At 70.1% G+C, this 18,575-nt stretch carries 15 protein-coding genes; 10 read left to right on the plus strand and 5 right to left on the minus strand.

All coding sequences use genetic code 11. From position 1 onward, the window contains the following. The first annotated feature begins 115 nt into the window (after nucleotides 1-115). The 4 genes from ACIQTP_RS07785 (at nucleotide 116) to ACIQTP_RS07800 (ending at nucleotide 3,973) form a co-directional block, all read left to right on the plus strand. Nucleotides 116-658 (plus strand): hypothetical protein, encoded by a 543-nt coding sequence (locus ACIQTP_RS07785; RefSeq protein WP_403397382.1) that lies wholly within the window; start codon nucleotides 116-118, stop codon nucleotides 656-658. 48 nt (nucleotides 659-706) lie between these two features. Continuing rightward, nucleotides 707-1,969 (plus strand): ABC transporter substrate-binding protein, encoded by a 1,263-nt coding sequence (locus ACIQTP_RS07790; RefSeq protein ID WP_403398119.1) that lies wholly within the window; start codon nucleotides 707-709, stop codon nucleotides 1,967-1,969. A gap of 137 nt (nucleotides 1,970-2,106) precedes the next feature. Next, complete coding sequence (locus tag ACIQTP_RS07795) at nucleotides 2,107-2,934, plus strand: hypothetical protein (RefSeq protein WP_403398121.1); 828 nt, start codon at nucleotides 2,107-2,109, stop codon at nucleotides 2,932-2,934. Nucleotides 2,935-3,001: 67 nt separating this feature from the next. Then, a complete protein-coding gene (locus ACIQTP_RS07800; RefSeq protein WP_403397385.1) occupies nucleotides 3,002-3,973 on the plus strand; it encodes a helix-turn-helix transcriptional regulator in 972 nt (323 codons plus the stop codon). Here the strand turns inward: ACIQTP_RS07800 and ctaD are convergent. After that, nucleotides 3,921-5,615: a cytochrome c oxidase subunit I gene (ctaD, locus tag ACIQTP_RS07805; RefSeq protein WP_403397387.1), complete on the minus strand. Its 1,695-nt coding sequence runs from the start codon at nucleotides 5,613-5,615 to the stop codon at nucleotides 3,921-3,923. The genes ACIQTP_RS07800 and ctaD overlap by 53 nt on opposite strands. Nucleotides 5,616-6,030: 415 nt before the next feature. Between ctaD and ACIQTP_RS07810 the strand changes: the two genes are divergently transcribed. Beyond that, nucleotides 6,031-6,246 (plus strand): I78 family peptidase inhibitor, encoded by a 216-nt coding sequence (locus ACIQTP_RS07810; protein ID WP_403397389.1) that lies wholly within the window; start codon nucleotides 6,031-6,033, stop codon nucleotides 6,244-6,246. Nucleotides 6,247-6,414: 168 nt separating this feature from the next. Here the strand turns inward: ACIQTP_RS07810 and ACIQTP_RS07815 are convergent, their stop codons facing one another. Together ACIQTP_RS07815 and ACIQTP_RS07820 are read right to left on the minus strand one after the other, a co-directional pair. Further along, a complete protein-coding gene (locus ACIQTP_RS07815) occupies nucleotides 6,415-7,455 on the minus strand; it encodes a phosphatase PAP2 family protein (RefSeq protein ID WP_403397392.1) in 1,041 nt (346 codons plus the stop codon). Nucleotides 7,456-7,694: 239 nt separating this feature from the next. Then, a complete protein-coding gene (locus ACIQTP_RS07820) occupies nucleotides 7,695-8,864 on the minus strand; it encodes a glycosyltransferase family 39 protein (protein ID WP_403397394.1) in 1,170 nt (389 codons plus the stop codon). Between the two features lie 258 nt (nucleotides 8,865-9,122). Between ACIQTP_RS07820 and ACIQTP_RS07825 the strand changes: the two genes are divergently transcribed. Both ACIQTP_RS07825 and ACIQTP_RS07830 read left to right on the plus strand, forming a co-directional pair. Then, a complete protein-coding gene (locus ACIQTP_RS07825) occupies nucleotides 9,123-10,736 on the plus strand; it encodes an MFS transporter (RefSeq protein WP_403397396.1) in 1,614 nt (537 codons plus the stop codon). A gap of 286 nt (nucleotides 10,737-11,022) precedes the next feature. Then, nucleotides 11,023-12,213, plus strand: a complete 1,191-nt coding sequence (locus ACIQTP_RS07830) for an acyl-CoA dehydrogenase family protein (RefSeq protein ID WP_403397398.1) — start codon at nucleotides 11,023-11,025, stop codon at nucleotides 12,211-12,213. Between the two features lie 39 nt (nucleotides 12,214-12,252). On the opposite strand, the gene ACIQTP_RS07835 is transcribed toward ACIQTP_RS07830, so the two are convergent. Beyond that, nucleotides 12,253-12,693: a cell division protein SepF gene (locus tag ACIQTP_RS07835; RefSeq protein WP_402044119.1), complete on the minus strand. Its 441-nt coding sequence runs from the start codon at nucleotides 12,691-12,693 to the stop codon at nucleotides 12,253-12,255. A gap of 290 nt (nucleotides 12,694-12,983) precedes the next feature. Here ACIQTP_RS07835 and ACIQTP_RS07840 point away from each other — a divergent pair, with 290 nt between their 5' ends. Then, a complete protein-coding gene (locus ACIQTP_RS07840; RefSeq protein WP_403397400.1) occupies nucleotides 12,984-14,255 on the plus strand; it encodes a DUF5685 family protein in 1,272 nt (423 codons plus the stop codon). 271 nt (nucleotides 14,256-14,526) lie between these two features. On the opposite strand, the gene ACIQTP_RS07845 is transcribed toward ACIQTP_RS07840, so the two are convergent. Next, nucleotides 14,527-15,483 carry an ABC transporter substrate-binding protein gene (locus ACIQTP_RS07845; RefSeq protein ID WP_403397402.1) on the minus strand — a complete coding sequence of 319 codons (957 nt, stop codon included), beginning with the start codon at nucleotides 15,481-15,483 and terminating at the stop codon, nucleotides 14,527-14,529. A 440-nt stretch (nucleotides 15,484-15,923) separates the two neighbouring features. Here ACIQTP_RS07845 and ACIQTP_RS07850 point away from each other — a divergent pair, with 440 nt between their 5' ends. Further along, nucleotides 15,924-16,781, plus strand: a complete 858-nt coding sequence (locus tag ACIQTP_RS07850) for an amino acid ABC transporter permease (protein WP_403397404.1) — start codon at nucleotides 15,924-15,926, stop codon at nucleotides 16,779-16,781. Beyond that, the gene (locus ACIQTP_RS07855) at nucleotides 16,778-18,532 is read left to right on the plus strand and encodes an FAD/NAD(P)-binding protein (RefSeq protein WP_403397406.1); all 1,755 of its coding nucleotides are present in this window, start codon (nucleotides 16,778-16,780) and stop codon (nucleotides 18,530-18,532) included. Before ACIQTP_RS07850 ends, ACIQTP_RS07855 begins: the two co-directional genes overlap by 4 nt. The last annotated feature ends 43 nt before the right edge of the window (nucleotides 18,533-18,575 follow it).

Raw genomic sequence — 18,575 nt, forward strand, 5'->3', positions numbered from 1 at the left:
CGTGTGTCTGTGTGTCTTCCAAGTCCGCCAATGGACTTGCACTATGCCTTCTGGAAGCTGACCCTGAAAGCTCCGGGCGCGGACGGCCCGGACCGACACCCGGTGGTGAGCCAGCATGGTTCTCGCGAGCGACTTCAGGCGGGACAACGGCCGGGGGGTGGCGGCGCTGGTCGTGCTCGTCCTCGCCGGGGCCCTCACGGCGTGCGGCGACAGCAGCGGCGGCGGGAGTTCGAGCCCTCCGCCCACCCCCACCGTGGAGCGGCCCAGCGGCGCGTCGCCCAGTCCGACCGGTCCGGACGACCCGGCGGCGGCCGAGAACCAGGTCAGGCGGAACTGGGAGAAGTTCTTCTCCCCGTCCGTCCCCGTCAAGGACAAACTGAACTACCTGGAGAACGGCGACAGCATGACCGCGGTCGTCCAGGGCTTCAGCGGCGACAAGCGTGGTCAGCAGGTCGCGGCCCAGGTCCAGAAGGTCGTGTTCACCGCGCCGGCCGAGGCCGAGGTGACGTACGCGCTGACCCTGAAGGGCGCGACCGCCCTGCCGGACGCCTCCGGAACGGCCGTCTACGAGAACGGCACCTGGAAGGTCTCCGACAACACCCTCTGCGCCCTGGTCGCGCTGAGCGGCGACGGATCCGCGACCCCGGCCGGCTGCTGAGGGGCCGTGCGCCCCAAGGGTGTTCCGGAAGGAGTCCTCGCCGCGGGCCTGCCGCTCCTGCTGGGCACGGCACTCGTCCTGGCCACGGCGGCCTGCGGCAGCCGCCTGCCCGAGAGCGACTTCGAGCACCGGACCGCCCCCGCCCCGCAGAGCACCGCCCCGCTGCGCGTCGGCATCGTCACCAGCGCCACCAGCCCCGTCGGCGGCTCCGCCTTCACCGGCCCCCGCGACGGGGCCAAGGCCTACTTCGACCGACTCAACGCGCGCGGGGGCATCGGCGGCCGCCCGGTCGAGGTGCGCACCTGCGACGACGGCGGCAGCGGCGTGGGCGACAACGAGTGCGTGCACCGGCTCATCGACGAGGACAAGGTCGTCGCCCTCGTCGCCACCACCGCCCTCGACTACGCGGGCGCCTCCCGCGTGTCCGCCGCCGGGGTGCCCGACATCGGCGGACAGCCCATCGGCGCGGCCTACGACACCTATCCGCACCTCTACGGGATCTACGGCAGCCTCGCGCCCCGCGAGGGAACACCGGGCTGGGGCGGGAAGCTGTACGGCGGCACCGAGGTCTACCGCTACTTCAAGCGCGTCCAGGGCGCCCGTACGGCCGCCGTGATCTCCTACAACCAGTCCGCGTCGGCCGCGTACGCCCGGCTCGTCACCCGGGGTCTGAAGGCCGAGGGCTACCAGGTGGTCACCGAACAGGTCGACTTCGCGCTGCCCAACTTCCGCGCCGCCGCGGCCGATCTGAAGGCCCAGGGCGCCGACCTCGTCTTCGACGCCCTCGACACGCACGGCAACGCCCAGCTGTGCAAGGCGATGGACGACGTCGGCGCCAAGGTCATCGCCAAGGTCACCAACGTACAGAACTGGACCTCCACCGTCCCCGCGGACTACAAGAACGCCCCGCGCTGCCGCAACGCCCTGTGGGCGACCGGATCCAGCCACAACTACGAGGACACCTCCGACGCCGCCGTCCGCGCGTTCCGGGACGCCACCAAGGGCCTGCCGACGCACTCCCAATGGCAGCTGGAGGGCTGGGCGGCCGCGATGTGGTTCACGGACGCCGCGAAGTCCTGCGCGAAAACGGGCGTCACACGCGCGTGTGTCGACCGCTTCATGAACCGCGGCGCCCCGTACACCGCCGACGGCCTGCTGATCCCCGTCACCTCCGAGCGCCTGCCCACGCCCCCGAAGACCCGCCGGGCCTGCGTCTCGGTGGCCCGCTGGGAGGACGGCAGGGGCTGGGTCTCCCAGGGCGACATGAACAGCGACTGCTTCGACGTGCCGCAACTGTCGTACGAGCCCTGATGTGCCTCGGCTGTCCTGCGCGCCCTGATGTGCACATGAGAAGCAACCATTCACCCGGGCCCGGGGGCTAACCCGGCAGGAGGCGGATCCGACGGAGGACCCGGTGGTGCCGCCCCGCACGAAAGGGCGCCCGCATGATGACGCCGGTCCCGCGGACCGCTCGGCACCGCGCCGACCCGGACGCCGCCGTGCCCCCGTGCGCCGACTGCATCGCCGACTCCGCGGGCGGACTGACCTTCGACGTCACCGAGACCGGTGAGCCGGGCGCCGCGCTCCTGGTGCTGCGCCGCCGCGAGGGCCACGAGGAGGTCAGCCTGCCGCTGACCCCCACCGGGGACGGCCGGCTGCGCGCCGCGCTGCCCAGCGGCGTCGCCCTGCCCGAGGGCCGCTGGGACGCCTACGCCCAGGTCGCGGGGGGCGAGCCGCGACGGCTGGCCCCGGGCGTCAACGACCTGCGCTCGCTCGTCGCCCGGGTCCCCAGCGGCTCCCTCGGTCATGTCGCCGTCCGCATCCCGTACGCGACCCGGCACGGCGACCTCTCCGTGCGCAGCTGGCTGCGGGCCCCGCACGCGGAGGCCGTCGAGCTGTACCGGGGGGAGCGGGGACTGGGCGTACGAGGCCGGGTGTACGGCATCCCGCTCGCGCCGGACGCCCATGCCGAGGTCTGCCCCCGGGACGCGGTGGGTCCGCTGATCCGCGCGGAAGTGGCCGTGGAGCAGGCGGAGTTCGGCTTCACGGTGGCATACGGCGCCCTGCGGCCCGGCATCTGGGATCTCTGGCTGCGCCCGGCGGGGGAGGGCGGGCCCCGAGTACGGATCGCGCGGCTGCTCGACGACATCGCGGACAAGCGCCCCTTCCTCATCCACCCGAGGGTGCCGGTGAAGACCCTGTACGGCCCGGTGGAGGCCGGGCCCTGCTACACGCGGGACAACGACCTGTCCGTGACGGTCACCGCGGCCGGCTGACCGCGCCCGGCGCCCGGGAGCACCTTGCGGACAGTGGTTGTCCGCAAGGGCTGGCAGACTCGACGCCATGTTGGAGACATCGGCACGACTGCTGCGGTTGCTCTCACTGCTCCAGGCCCACCGCGAATGGTCCGGGGCCGATCTGGCGGACCGTCTGGGCGTGACGCCCCGTACGATCCGCCGCGATGTGGACCGGCTGCGCGAGCTGGGCTATCCCGTCAACGCCAGCCCGGGCACGGGGGGCGGCTACCAGCTGGGCGCGGGAGCCGAGCTGCCGCCGCTGCTGCTGGACGACGACGAGGCGGTGGCCGTCGCGGTCGGGCTGCGCACGGCCGCCGGACAGGGCATCGAGGGCATCGGCGAGACCTCCGTACGCGCCCTCGCCAAGCTCGAACAGGTACTGCCGAGCCGACTGCGCCGCCGCGTGAGCGCCCTCAACGCGTTCACCGTGCCGATGCTGCGTGGCCCCCAGCCCTCCGCCGTGGACCCGGGCGTGCTCACGGAACTCGCCAACGCCTGCCGCGACGGTGAGCGGCTGCGCTTCGAGTACCGCGACCACGGCGGCTCCCCGACCCGCCGGACCGTCGAACCCCACCGCCTGGTGTGCACCGAGCGCCGCTGGTACCTGGTCGCCTGGGACGTCGACCGCGACGACTGGCGCACGTTCCGGGCCGACCGCATCACCCCCAGGCCTCCGCACGGACCCCGCTTCACCCCCCGTACGCCACCGGCCGAGGATCTGGCGGCGTACGTCTCCAAAGGGGTCTCCACGCGCGCGTACGCCGCGCGGGCGGTCGTCCGGCTCTTCGTGCCCCTGGAGGAGGCGGCCGGGCGGATCTCTCCCTCGGCGGGGACGCTGGAAGCCTCCGGGGAGGACAGCTGCGTCCTGCGCACCGGCGCCGCGAGCCTCGACGTGATGGTGATTCACGTGATGCTGATGGGCTTCGAGTTCGAGGTCCTGGAGCCGGCCGAACTCACCGAGGCGATCAGGACGGCCCGGGACCGGCTGTCCCGGGCGCTGGAGCGCTCCCCTGAGTGATCGCCCCGTACTGGGGATGGTGCAGGTCGAACGCCGGGCTCTCGGAGCGGATCCGGGGCAGCGTGACGAAGTTGTGCCGGGGCGGCGGACACGAGGTCGCCCACTCCAGGGAGCGGCCGAAGCCCCAGGGGTCGTCCACCTCGACCTTCGTGCCGTAGCGGGACGTCTTCCAGACGTTGTAGAGGAACGGCAGCGTGGACATGCCCAGCAGGAACGCGCCGATCGTCGACACGGTGTTGAGCGTCGTGAAGCCGTCGGCGGCCAGATAGTCCGCGTACCGGCGCGGCATGCCCTCGGCACCCAGCCAGTGCTGCACCAGGAACGTCGTGTGGAAGCCGATGAAGAGCGTCCAGAAATGGATCTTGCCGAGCCGTTCGTCGAGCATCTTGCCGGTGAACTTGGGCCACCAGAAGTAGAAGCCGCCGAAGGTCGCGAAGACGACGGTGCCGAAGACGACGTAGTGGAAGTGCGCGACCACGAAATACGAGTCGGTGACCTCGAAGTCCATCGGCGGCGAGGCCAGGATCACTCCGGTCAGACCGCCGAACAGGAACGACACCAGGAAGCCGATGGCCCACAGCATGGGCGTCTCGAAGGAGAGCGAGCCCTTGATCATCGTCCCGCTCCAGTTGAAGAACTTGACCCCCGTGGGCACCGCGATCAAGAACGACATGAAGGAGAAGAACGGCAGCAGCACCGCGCCCGTCGCGAACATGTGGTGCGCCCACACCACGATCGACAGACCGGTGATGGTCATCGTCGCGGCGACCAGCGTCAGATAGCCGAAGACCGGCTTCCTGCTGAAGACCGGCAGGATCTCCGTGATGATCCCGAAGAACGGCAACGCGATGATGTAGACCTCGGGATGCCCGAAGAACCAGAACAAGTGCTGCCACAGCAGTGCGCCGCCGTTGGCCGCCTCGAACACCACCGACCCGAACTGCCGGTCCGCCTCCAGGACCAGCAGCGCCGCCGCGAGCACCGGGAACGCGAAGAGGACGAGGATCGAGGTGAAGAGGATGTTCCAGGTGAAGATCGGCAGCCGGAACATCGTCATGCCGGGGGCCCGCATCCCGACGATGGTCGTGATGAAGTTCACCGCGCCGAGGATCGTGCCGAAGCCCGTCAGTGCCAGGCCCATGATCCACATGTCGGCGCCGATACCCGGCGAGCGTTCAAGGCTGTTGAGCGGGGCATAGGCGAACCAGCCGAAGGAGGCGGGCCCCTCGGGCACCATGAACGAGCCGAGGACGATCAGGCCGCCGAAGAGGAAGAACCAGTACGACAGCATGTTCAGGCGGGGGAAGGCGACGTCCGGGGATCCGATCTGCAGCGGCATGATCTCGTTGGCGAACCCGGCGAAGGTCGGGGTGGCGAACAGCAGCAGCATGATCGTGCCGTGCAGGGTGAACAACTGGTTGTACTGGTTGTTGTCCACGATCTGCAGGCCGGGCCGGGCGAGTTCGGCGCGCATCACCAGCGCCATCAGACCGCCGATGAGGAAGAAGGCGAAGGACGTGATCAGGTAGAGGTGGCCGATCTTCTTGTGGTCCGTCGTGGTGAGCCAGTCCACGGCGAGCCGCCCCGGCCGCTGCCTCCTGTGTACGGGTCGCGCCGTCGCCCGCGCGGTGTCCGTGCCCATTGCTCGCCCCTTCGCCGTCGCGCCGTGGGCCGGACCGAAGCTCACGCCGTGGTGCTCGCGTCGCTCCGCGCTCCGACAGAGGATGTGCGGGGGTTCTGTGCTGGAACCGTGCATTTCCTATGCGGTGTCAGCTTCCGCGACATGCCCCGGAATCGGAATGGAAAGGCTTCGCCCCACGGGATCTCGATCGGGGACTCCGCACTTTCCATTGGGTTATTCGGGACGGCGTCAAGGTAGTCCCGAATTACGTTCGAAGGCGTGCGGGACACGTACGGAACCCCTCGTACGTGTGACGGAGTTCGGCCGAAACGCGTGTCGTGATCCTGTGACAGAAGCGTGACCGGAGGGGCACGAGTGACGCATGGTCTCCTGCCCGGACTTCCCCCGCCGAGGTCGGCCGCCTAACGTGGCGGTCATGGCACCCATTCCCACCCCGCCCGCAGAGCCCCAGGACAGTCCGCAGGCCTACGTAGGCCTGGAGGAGAGGAACGCCGAGCACCGCGCCAGGGAGCACGGCTGGTCCACGGTGCGCTCGCTGCCGCCCGGCGCGATCATCACCATGGAGTACCGCGTGGGGCGGCTGAACTTCGAGGTCACCGACGGCCGGGTGACCCGCTGCTGGAAGGGCTGAGGCCGCGGAGGCCGAATCCACGCAGGCGGGGAGGCCCAATCCCCGCGGGCGGGGAGGCCCAATCCACGGAACGGGCGAAGGCCCCCGGCTCACGAGCCGGGGGCCTTCGCTGTGCGGGGAGGTTGTGCGTACCGGCCCCGCTGTACTCCATGATCGGTCCGTTGCGGCTCAGCCGCCTGTCAGCGGCCGGGCGGACGTCGTCGTGGTGGCGCGCGCCACGCGGTCCGAGTGCGGTGGACGGCGGCTGCCGACCGGAGTGACCGGGGTGCGCTCCGACCGGGTCGTGTGCGGTCCGGGCGCCAGATAGACCGGCGTCCGGGGCGGGCGGGCGGTGGGCACCGCACCGCGCGCCGGAATCTCCTCGTCCACCGGGACGGACTGCTTGACCAGCACGGGCGCACCGACCGGGGAGCCGACCGGAGCCTCGGCCGGGACGGGCACCGCACGGCGGCGGCGGGCGCGCCAGGCGTCGCGCAGGGTGAACAGTCCGGTCTCGGCGCGGGCGATCAGCGGCTCGCACCACGGCAGCGCCAGCAGGATCAGCAGACCGGCGGCCCAGCCCAGCAGCACATCGCTCAGCCAGTGCGTACCGAGGTAGACGGTGGTGAGGCCGACGCCGAGCGAGGTCACGGCGGACAGCGCCGACAGCCAGCGCCTCGCCCGCGGGGTGGATGCCAGATAGGCCAGGATTCCCCAGGTCACGACGGCGTTCGCGGTGTGGCCCGAAGGGAATATATCGCCGCCGAGACCCATCTCGTTCGAGCCGATCGTGATGGCGTAGTGCGGGCCGAGGCGGCCCATGCCGAGCTTCGCGGCGCCGACCGTGATGTTGAGCAGCAGCAGCGAGGCGCCCAGCGTGAGCAGCGGGCGCAGGGTGTGCTGCCGCCAGGAGCGCCAGCCGAGCCATGAGGCGACCATCACGGCGGTGGGGCCGCGCTGGCCCAGCACCACGTAGTAGTCGAGGAACGCGTGGATCTCCGGCCACTGCTGATAGGGCCGGAAGAACATGACCTGCCAGTCGAACCGGACCAGCCACGACGTGATCGCAACGGCCCACACGATGGCCACGTAGAAGGCCAGGGTGGCTCCGAAGAGCACAACCCTGTGCCTGCTCATCTTCGGCACATCGATGTTCGCCGGCCGTTCCGGCTCACGGTCCAACCGGGCGAAGACCCGGTCCAGACGGGTGAGGTTTCGTTCGGTACGCACTCAATCGACGTTACAGCGAGTGAGCTGCGTTCCAGGCCGAATCACTCGCTTTGTGATGACGATGTGATGTGGGATTCCTCTCAGGGTGATGTTTAATTCCAATGATTCTCTAATCATCGGCGTCCCGATCCTTCAATTCCATTGATCGGCTCGGGCTCCGGTTTTATGCCACTTTTGAATTCGTTCACCGAATCCTGGGGTGGAATTCTCCGGCCGCTCACCGAGCGTCAACGAGTGGATCATGGCGGACCGGAGCCGTTCAGCCAGAACGCCCCGTAGAGCGCGGAGGCCATCGCCACACCACCGAGAATCAGCGCTGACCTGGACGTACGCAGTCGGGCCAGGGCCAGCGCGAGGGGGAACAGGAGGGGGAAGGCGGGCAGCAGGAGGCGCGGTTTCGAGCCGAAGTAGCTCGACGCGCACAGGGCGAGCGCGAGGACGATCCCCGCGTACACCAGCAGAGCCGGCGGCTGGTGCTGTCGTATGCACGTCACGTACAGCCAGACGATCAGCGCGACTCCGACGATCAGTCCGACGCCGGCCAGAGCCGACGGAAATGAGGTGAACTTGTCGCCCACGAAGCGGGCGAACGCGTACCCGCCGTCGAATCCGTTGCGCCAGCCCGCCTGGACGTCGAGGTAGCCGAGCGGCCCCTTGCCCGTGCGACGGCCGACCCAGAGCACGTACCCGGCGGCGCCGAGCGGCGCGAGGAGCATGCCGAGGGCGCGCCGGAGCCGGGACGCGCCGTGCGCGGGGTGCGCGCTCCGATCCCGCACGAACGAGGTGATGGCCGCCACCCACAGGGCCGCCACCACCGCGGCTCCCACCGGGCGGGTCAGGCCGGCGAATGCGGCGAGCAGGCCCGCCGTCACCCAGCGGCCGGTCAGCACCGCGTAGAGCGACCAGGCGGCGAGCGCCGTGAACAGGGATTCGCTGTACGCCATCGACTGCACGATGCCGACGGGCAGCACCGCCCAGACCAGCGCCGCGCAGACGCCCACGCGGGGGCCGTACACATGGTCCGCGACGGTGAAGATCCCCCAGGCCGCGGCGAGCGAGGCCAGCGTGCTGACCAGCAGCCCGGCATCCGCGTACGACAGAGGGGCGAGCGCCGAGACGAGCCGCTCCAGCCAGGGCAGCAGCGGGAAGAACGCGAGGTTCGAGTGGACGTCGCCGTTGGGCAGCCGCACCTCGTAGCCGTAGCCGAGATCGGCGACGCGGGTGTACCAGAGCGAGTCCCAGCGGGCCGTCAGCAGTTTGTGGGCGCTCTTGCCGTTCGCCGCGCTCCACAGGGTGAGCGTGAGGACGCCCAGGGCCCGTACCGCGGCGTACCCGAGGAGGGCGGGCGCGGCCCGGCGCGGTGCGCTCGCGCCGGGCGGCGTCGCGAGGGGCGTCTCAAGATCGGTCACGGGCTCGATTATCGACGGCGGGCGGAACCGGGCGGCCGTCCGGGGCGTGATGCCCCAGGGGAGCGTGGCGCACGCCACATGCTCGGTAAGGAGAACGTGAGAGGTCTGCCACGTGTATGAGACAGGAACTCGCGTACGCTGGCCGCTCACTCGCCTTTGATGCGTGCGTCCGGGACCCCGCTCCTCCCGGACCGCAGCCGCAGGGAGTCCCCACCCAGCGGATCGCCGAACGCGAGGGAACATCTGGGAGGTACGTACATGTCCGGGACGACCACGGCCGCCGCGCGTCGCCGTCGGGAGGCCGGAGCCGGGGCCGGTGCCAACCGCTGGGTCGTCCTCGTGGTGCTGTGCGCCAGCCTGCTCCTCGTGGCCCTCGATGCCACCGTGCTGCACGTCGCGGTGCCCGCCGTCACCGAGGACCTCAAGCCCGGCGCGATAGAACTCCTCTGGATCGTCGACGTCTACCCGCTCGTCTGTGCCGCGCTGCTGATCCTCTTCGGCACGCTGGGTGACCGGGTGGGCCGCAGACGTGTGCTCCTCCTCGGATACGGACTCTTCGGCGTCGCCTCCGGGATCGCCGCGCTCGCCGGCAACGCCCAGGTCCTCATCGGCGCGCGCGCCCTGCTCGGCGTCGGCGGAGCGATGATCATGCCCGCGACCCTGTCGATCCTGCGCCAGGTCTTTCCCGACCGGCGCGAGCGGGCGCTCGCGATCGGCATCTGGAGCGCGGTCGCCGCGGTGGGCGCGGCGGTCGGGCCGCTGCTCGGCGGTTTCCTCCTCGAACACTTCTGGTGGGGATCGGTCTTCCTCGTCAACATCCCGCTGATGCTGATCAGCCTGCCGATCGGACGGCTGCTGCTGCCCGAGTCCTACGGCGACCGCGACGGTCCCTGGGACGTGGTGGGGGCCCTGATGGCCGCCGCCGGGCTCTTCGGGATCGTGCTCGGAGTCAAGCGGCTCGGCGGCGGAGAAGCGCCGTTCGGTCCGTTCACGCTGGCGCCGCTGGTCGTGGGCGGCGCGCTGATGTTCGCCTTCGTACGGCGCCAGCGACGGCGTGCGCATCCGCTGGTGGACCTGCGGATGTTCTCGCGGCCCGCGTTCAGTACGTCCGTGGGCTGCATCGTCCTCGCCATGCTCGCGCTGGTCGGCCTTGAGCTGATCGCCGCGCAGTACCTGCAACTGGTCCTCGGGCTCTCGCCCCTGCAGACCGGGCTGCGGCTGCTGCCACTCACCTTCGCGGCGATGGCCGCGGGGCTCGCGGGGGCGCGGCTGCTGCGGCGGTTCGGGCCGCGCGCGATGGTCTGTTTCGGGTTCTGCCTCACGGCGGTGGCGGTTGTCACGCTCACCGCGATGGGCGGGGACGACAACACGGGGCTGCTGCTGCTCGGGTTCGTGCTGCTCGGGTTCGGGCTGGAGACGACGCTCTTCGGGGCGTACGAGTCGATGCTGAGTGAGGCGCCGCCGGCGCAGGCGGGTGGGGCGGCGGCGATCGGCGAGACCTCCTACCAGCTGGGGGCGGGGATCGGGATCGCGCTTCTGGGGAGTGTGATGAACGCGGCGTACGCGCCCGGACTGTCGTCCGTACCGGGGGTCTCGGCGGGGGACTCCGCTGCGGCGGGGCATTCGTTGGGGGAGGCGTACGACGTCGCCGCGCGGCTCGGCGGGGTGCGTGGTGCGGCTCTGCGCCATGCGGCTCGGGACTCCTTCGTGCACGGGCTGCATGTGTCGTTGCTCGTCAGTGCGGGGTTGTTGTTGCTGGGGGCGGGGATGGCGTTGCGGTTGCCTCGGGTCATGGAGTGCGGGGTGCCCGCGGCGGGCTCGGCGGAGATTCCGGCGCCCCGGGGAGTTGCGGAGTCCCGCGTCTCGGCGTAGCCGAAGGTTCTCCCGCCCACGCACCACCCGTTTCCAGGTACGTCGACACGTGCGGGTCTCCCGTGCGGGTCTCCTGTGGGGGTTGCCCGCTGTCGGCGGCTGAGCACCGTCGCGGCGGGGAACAGCCACCCGAGCCCCCGATGGAACCGGGAGCCGTACTTGTCAGCGTGCTGGAAACGGGGGTGCGTGGGTGGGAGAGGTACTGGACGTGCGGGACGCTGGGTCGTACCGTCGGGGCGAGACCGTAACTAGCGGTGCTAGTTTTAGCGTGCCGGAGGCTGCCCCCATGTCCGCGTCCCCGAAGCTCCCGCCCTTCGATCCCACCGACCCCCTCGGCCTCGACGACCTCCTGGACCCGGAGGACCTGGCGATCCGGGACACCGTACGGACATGGGCCGCGGACCGGGTGCTGCCGTACGTCGCCGAGTGGTACGAGAAGGGCGAGCTGCCCGGGATCCGGGAGCTGGCGCGCGAGCTGGGCGGGATCGGGGCGCTCGGGATGTCGTTGGAGGGGTACGGATGCGCGGGGGCGACCGCCGTGCAGTACGGGCTCGCCTGTCTGGAGCTGGAGGCCGCCGACTCGGGCATCCGGTCCCTCGTCTCCGTACAGGGCTCCCTCGCCATGTACGCCATTCACCGGTTCGGGAGCGAGGAGCAGAAGCAGCGGTGGCTGCCGGGCATGGCCGCCGGTGAGGTCATCGGGTGCTTCGGGCTGACCGAGCCCGACCACGGGTCCGACCCGGGCGCCATGCGGACGTACGCGAAGCGTGACGGCGGCGACTGGGTCCTCAACGGGCGGAAGATGTGGATCACGAACGGGTCCGTGGCCGGGGTCGCGGTCGTCTGGGCGCAGAGTGAGGACGGGATCCGGGGGTTCGTCGTGCCCACCGACGCCCCCGGGTTCTCCGCTCCCGAGATCAAGCACAAGTGGTCCCTGCGGGCGAGCATCACCAGCGAGCTCGTACTCGACGACGTACGGCTGCCCGCCGACGCCGTACTGCCGGACGTGACCGGGCTCAAGGGCCCGCTCAGCTGTCTGTCGCACGCGCGGTACGGCATCGTGTGGGGCTCGATGGGCGCCGCGCGGGCCAGTTTCGAGGCCGCCGTCGAGTACGCGAAGACGCGCGAGCAGTTCGGGCGGCCCATCGGCGGCTTCCAGCTCACCCAGGCCAAGCTCGCCGACATGGCCGTGGAACTGCACAAGGGGATTCTGCTCGCCCACCACCTGGGGCGGCGCATGGACGCGGGACGGCTCCGTCCCGAGCAGGTCAGCTTCGGCAAGCTCAACAACGTACGGGAGGCGATCGAGATCTGCCGGACCGCCCGTACCATCCTCGGCGCCAACGGGATCTCGCTCGAATACCCCGTGATGCGGCACGCGACCAACCTCGAATCGGTGCTCACCTACGAGGGCACCGTCGAGATGCATCAACTCGTGCTGGGCAAGGCGCTCACCGGACTCGACGCCTTTCGGTGAGTCGAGCACCGGAGAGCAGGGCCGGTGAGCGGCCCTGCCTCAGCTCTGGTTGAAGAAGCCGTCCGCCTGGCGCCCCGGGGCCTCACCGCTGACGATCTCGGTGTTGGCAGGGGTCAGCAGGAAGACCCGGGTGGCGACCCGCTCGATGGTGCCGCGCAGGCCGAAGGTCAAGCCGGCCGCGAAGTCCACCACGCGCTTGGCGTCGGCGGGCTCCATGGCCGTGAGGTTGATGATGACCGGGACGCCGTCCCGGAAGAGTTCGCCAATGCCGCGTGCGTCCCGGAAGCTGTCCGGGGTGACCGTGCCGATCCGGCGGCCAGTCTCTTCCGCCGTCTCGGACGCGACCTTCACGCGCGGGTCCGTGACCCAGGCATCGCCGGAGTCCTGTCCTTCGGCGTAGTTGTCGTCGTCGTAGTAACGCTCGTCATCGTTGTCGTCGACGAGGCCAAGCCAGGCACTCGCCTTGCGCACCGATCCCATGGACGCCTCCTCTCACAGCGGTCTTTCTTGCTTTCCGCATCCCCATGGTCGTCCATGATGCGGATGTCGCGCCAAGTGGATAGACGCCGCGCGGGGGTTTCGTGACGGTACTGGTGCACAGCGAATTCGTCGAGAGCCCGCGTGTCCCAAGGGTCTTGCCGTGTACGGCTGCTGACTGTGAGTGAAATATGATTCTCGACGGCGTTCGGGTGACGGGTAGGGCGTACGGGTGAACGAGGGGGTCGGTACGATGCCGCAGCTCAACGTCGTACGAGGCACGGGGGAGTGTCGTGTTCGGAATCGTGAGGCCCTGCAGCCACCGCCTCGGTGAGGGGCTCAAGACACAGTGGATGGCGCATCTGTGCGGACTCTGTCTCGCGTTGCGCACCGACCACGGACAGTTCGCTCGGGTTGTCACCAATTACGACGGTCTGCTGATATCGGTTTTGACGGAGGCTCAGGTCGAGCGCACAGGGGGGTCCCCCCGGGCGAGCGGAGCCGAGCCTGGGGGAGGGTGGCGGCGTACGGCGGGGCCGTGCCCGTTGCGCGGGATGCGGACCGCGTCCGTCGCGCAGGGTGAGGGAGCCCGCCTCGCCGCCGCCGTCTCGCTGGTGCTGGCCTCGGCCAAGGTGCGCGACCACGTGGCGGACAAGGACGGGCTGTTGGCGCGCAGGCCGGTGGCGCTCGCCGCCCGCCGGGTCGCCGTGAGCTGGGGGCGCGCCGGGGCCCGTACCGGATCCGACGTGGGCTTCGACACCGCCGTACTCGTCGACGCCGTCGACCGGCAGGTCGGCATCGAGGCGCTCGCCGGCCCCGGGACGCCGCTGCGAGTCGTCACCGAGCCCACCGAGACCGCGACCGCCGCCGCCTTCGCGCACACGGCTGTCCTGGCCGGGCGGCCGGGCAACGCCGAGCCGCTCGCCGAGGCCGGCCGGCTCTTCGGGAGGCTCGCGCATCTGCTGGACGCCGTGGAGGACCAGGAGACTGACGCCGCGTCGGGAGCGTGGAACCCGCTCACGGCCACCGGCACCCCGCTCGTGGAGGCGCGCCGGCTCGCCGATGACGCTCTGCACGGGATACGGCTCGCGCTGCGCGAGGTGGAGTTCACGGACGGCAAGCTGGCCCATCTCCTGCTCGCGCACGAGCTGGGGCGGTCGGTGGACCGCGCGTTCGGGACCTCGGGATGCGGCCATCAGGCCCACGCGGACGGTGCGCGGGGTGCCTTCGGGCCGCCGCAGCACGGTGGGCCGTACAACCCGCAGAGCCCGCCGGGTTTGTACGACGGGCAGAATCCTTACGCCGGCGGCGGCAACCCCTCCGCCGGCGGTCCCTCCTTCCCGCCGCCCGGGCCCGGCAAGCGGGGCTTCTGGGCCGGGTGCGCGGCCGCGATCGGCGTGTGCTGCACCTGCAAGGTGTGCTGTGCCGACGAATTCGAGGGACCGTGGTCGCGAAAGAAGCGCGAGGGCTGCCTCGGCAACTGCGACTGTGACTGCAGTTGCTGCGAGGCCTGTGAGATCTGCGAGTGCTGTGAATGCTGCTCGTGCTGCGACTGCGGATTGTGACGAACCGCGTACACGGCGGCGTGGGCGATCACGCCGCCAAACTTTTTCCCCCTGCCAGTGACTCGTCCTCCTCATAAGGCACTTCAGTGGACGTCACACCGAAGGCGGCGACCGGGCGTGTGTCACCGCCGACAACGCCCGCCTGGAGATCACCCCGGTTCGACCGGGGTGCTGACCGGCTGCAGGCAGCGGGTCGGCCGTGGCTGGGCGCGCAGTTCCCCGCGCCCCTTGGGGGCGCTCCTGCGCTGGGCGCGGGGAATGCTCGGGTCCCTCAGTTCTTCAGCTCTGGCGGGGAGATCTCCGACTTTGCTATAGCCGAAGCCGTCGTGCCCCACTTCTTCAGGATCTTCTCGTAGGTTCCGTTCGCGATCAGGTGGTTGACCGCGGCCTGGAAGGCGGGGGCGAGCTTGGTGTCCTTCTTGAAGGCGAAGCCGACGTCGAGGCGGTGGAACTCGTTGAGGAACTTGACGCCCTGCTGTTGGGCGACGGCGTAGCGCAGGCCGTTGATGGTGCTCATCACGATGTCGCTGCGGCCCTGCTGGAGTGAGGACCAGATCGCGCCCTGCTCGCTGTAGGTCTGCACCTTGTACGCCTTCTTGCCGGCGTCGGTGCAGACCTTCTTGTTCTCCTCCAGCGTCGCCTCGAAGGTGGTGCCCGCGCCGGTCGCGACGTTCAGGCCGCACAGCTGCTTGAGGTCGGTGATCTTGGCGAGCTTGCTGTCCTTTCGAGTGGCGAAGCCCTGGCCGTCGTTGATGTAGGTGACGAAGTCGATCGTCTTGCGCCGTTCGTCGGTCACGCCGAAGTTGCTGGCGCCGAAGTCGTACTTGCCGCTGTCCAGGGCCGGCAGGATCGCCTCGAAGCTGGCCTGTTCCGTCTTGAGCCCGATGCCGAGCACCTTGGCCACGGCGTCCGCGAAGTCGACGTCCTGGCCCGTCAGCGTCTTGCCGTCGCCCAGGTACGTCGTGCCGGGCGGCGTACCGCCGACGGCGACCGCCACGGTGAGGCTGGTGACGCCGGACGGGAGCAGCTTGGCCGCGGCCTCGTCCTTCGTGATGTCGGAGACGACGTCCGTGGTGGGGATCTTGTCGGCCTTGGCCGCCGCCGCGTTCGCCGCGGTGCCGGTCGTGTCGTGCGACCCGGAGCCGCATGCCGTGAGGAGCAGGGCTGTCGAGGTGATGATGACAAAGGGAGCAAAATGCCGATAACGGGTACGCGTGGACGTACGCATGGTGTGCGGTCTCCTGAGAGCAAGAGTGAGCAGAACCCGAGGGGAGGGGTGCGCGTGTGAAGGCGAAAGGGAGGGAGAACGCGAAAGGCGCCCGCTTGACCAAGGGATCGAGCGATCGGACTGATCAAGGGATCAAGGGATCAAGTGATCAGGGCGCGCAGTGGGTCAGCTCAACAGGAAGAGGACCACACTCGACCGAAGTCGATGTGGGAGCGCTTGACCAGCCACTGCTGTGGATGCATGGGCCAAGTGGAACAGGCATCCGGTTGTGCGTCAACTGACTTGAGACGTACCGCTCACAGTATGGACAGCCTTGACAGCGGGGGGAAACGGGCCCGTACTCTCGGTGGACGGCCCTGCTGAGGGGCTCGGCCGTACGGCGCCGCGAGGCGCTCCGTGTGAAGGCAACCGTGTTCGACCTACGTCACGGAGTCTTCCGCATGTCTTCCGACACCCTCGCCAAAACGTCCGCCGCGCCGGACATACCGGAGCAGGCCGACTCCCTGCGGATCGTTCCGCAGCGTCGTCTCGGTCAGTGGACGGCCGCCGTCGCCGTGCTCGTCCTGCTCGGGCTCGCCGTCACCTCCGTCGTCCGCAACAAGGCGTTCCAGTGGGGTGTGGTCGGCGACTACTTCACCTCGGACTCCGTACTGCGCGGCCTGTGGCTCACGCTGTGGCTGACGGCTGTGGTGATGGTGCTCGGCTTCGTACTGGGGGCGCTGCTCGCGGCGGCCCGACTGTCCGCCAACCCCGTGCTGCGCAGCGTCAGTTGGAGCTATGTGTGGCTGTTCCGGTCGATTCCGATCCTGGTGCAGCTGCTGCTGTGGTTCAACATCGGGGCACTGTATCCGCAGCTCCTCGGTGTGAAGACGGTCAATCTGTTCACCCCGATCGCGGTCGCGATCATCGGGCTCACCCTGCACGAGGCCGCGTACGCCGCCGAGGTCGTCCGGGGCGGCATCCTCTCCGTCGACCGCGGACAGATCGAGGCCGCGCAGGCGCTCGGGCTGAGCCGGTGGCGCCGCTGGTGGCGGATCGTGCTGCCGCAGGCGATGCGCTCCATCGTGCCGCCCGCCGGGAACATGCTGATCGGCACCCTCAAGGGCACCTCGATCGTCAGCGTCATCGCCGTGCAGGACCTGCTCTTCTCGGTGCAGCTGGTCTACCACCGCACCTACCAGGTCATCCCGCTGCTGACGGTCGCCACCATCTGGTACACCGTCGTCACCTCGGTGCTCAGCGTCGGCCAGTACTACGTCGAGAAGTACTACGCGCGCGGTTCGGAGCGCGCCCGATGAAGCCCACTCTCGTGATCGTCGGGGCCGGGCCGCGGGGGACCGGTCTCATCGAGCGCATCGCCGCCAACGCGCCTGAGCTGTACGCCGGTTCGGGCCTCGACATCCATCTCGTCGACCCTCATCCGCCGGGCGCCGGACGCATCTGGCGCGAGGCGCAGTCGCCGCTGCTGTGGATGAACTCGCACGCCGAGGACGTCACCATGTTCACCGACGAGACGGTGAACATGGACGGGCCCGTGCGCCCCGGTCCCACGCTGCACGAATGGGCGGCCGTCGACGGCCGCACCTTCGCCGACCGCCAGCTGCAAGGGGCTTACCTGAGCTGGGTGCACGAGCAAGCCGTGGCCGCCCTGCCGCCGGACGTCACCGTCCACCATCACCCGTGCAGGGCCCTGCGCGTCAGCGGCCCGCGCGAGGGGCGCCAGCAGGTGTGGCTGGAGGACCGTCCGCGTCCTCTCCTCGCCGACCTCGTCGTTCTCGCACTCGGTCACCTCGACGCCGAACTCGACCAGGAGCAGCGCGAGTTGGCGACGTACGCCCATGCCCACGACCTGGTCCATCTGCCGCCCGACTTCACGGCCGACAGCGACCTGTCCTCGCTCGCGCCCGGCGACCCCGTCCTCGTGCGCGGCTTCGGGCTCGCCTTCGTCGACCTGATGGTGCTGCTCACGGAGGGGCGGGGCGGGCGGTACGACGGTGACACGTACGTGCCCTCGGGGCAGGAGCCGGTGCTGTACGTCGGGTCGCGGCGCGGAGTGCCGTACCACTCGAAGATCGGTTACGACTGGACCGGTGAACGGCCGCCGCTGCCCCGCTTCTTCGGGCCCGCCGAGGTCGACGGGCTGCTCGCACGACCGGACGGGTTCGACTTCCGGCGCGATGTGTGGCCGTTGATCGAGAAGGAGCTGGGGTTCGCGCACTACCACCGGCTGTTCAGCGTGCACCCCGAGCGGACGAGTATCGCCTGGACCGACTTCGAGGAGAAGTACGCGGCGGGTGAGGCGGCGGAGCGCGAGGCTCTCGTGGCGTCCGCCGTGTCCGACCCCGCCGACCGGCTCGATCTCGCGGCGCTCGACCGTCCGCTGGACGGGGTGCGGTACGCCTCGCACGAGGAGTTCCAGGAGGGGCTGCGCGGATACATCGAGGAGGATCTGAGTCGCCGTCATGATCCCGGAAACAGTCCTGACCTGGCCGTCTTCCTCGGACTGCTCTCCGTCTACGGGCAGTTGATCCGGCTCGGTGACGTCGGGCCCTGGTGGCACGGCTTCTTCAGCTACCTCGCCTCCGGGCCCCCCGGCCCCCGGCTGCGGCAGATGCTCGCGCTGTCCCGGGCCGGCGTCGTGCGGTTCGTGGGCGCGGACATGGCCGTCACCGCCGAGGACGGGGTGTTCCGGGCGTCGAGCGCGACCGTGCCGGGCGCGACGGTCGAGGCGCGGGCGCTCGTCGAGGCGCGGCTGCCCGAGCCCACCGTCGGGCGCGCCCTCGACCCGCTGCTGCGTGAACTGCACGCCGACGGGGCCGTCGAGACCCCGGAGGGGCTGCTGCGGGTGGACCGCTCCGACGGACGGATCCTCGACCGGGCGGGCCGGCCGCATCCCCGGCGCTTCGCGCTGGGGCCCTACACCGACGTACGGACTCCTGGCGCCTTCACCCGGCCGCGCACCGGCGGGCCCGCGTTCCGGCAGAACGACGCCACCGCGCGGGCCGCGCTGGCGTTCCTGCGCGACCTCGTGTGTCGGGCCGCCGCGTAACCCCCGACCGTCAACTCCACTGCCATTACAAGGGATTCACACG

This window comes from Streptomyces sp. NPDC090798 (genome assembly GCF_044768965.1).
Lineage (GTDB): Bacteria > Actinomycetota > Actinomycetes > Streptomycetales > Streptomycetaceae > Streptomyces.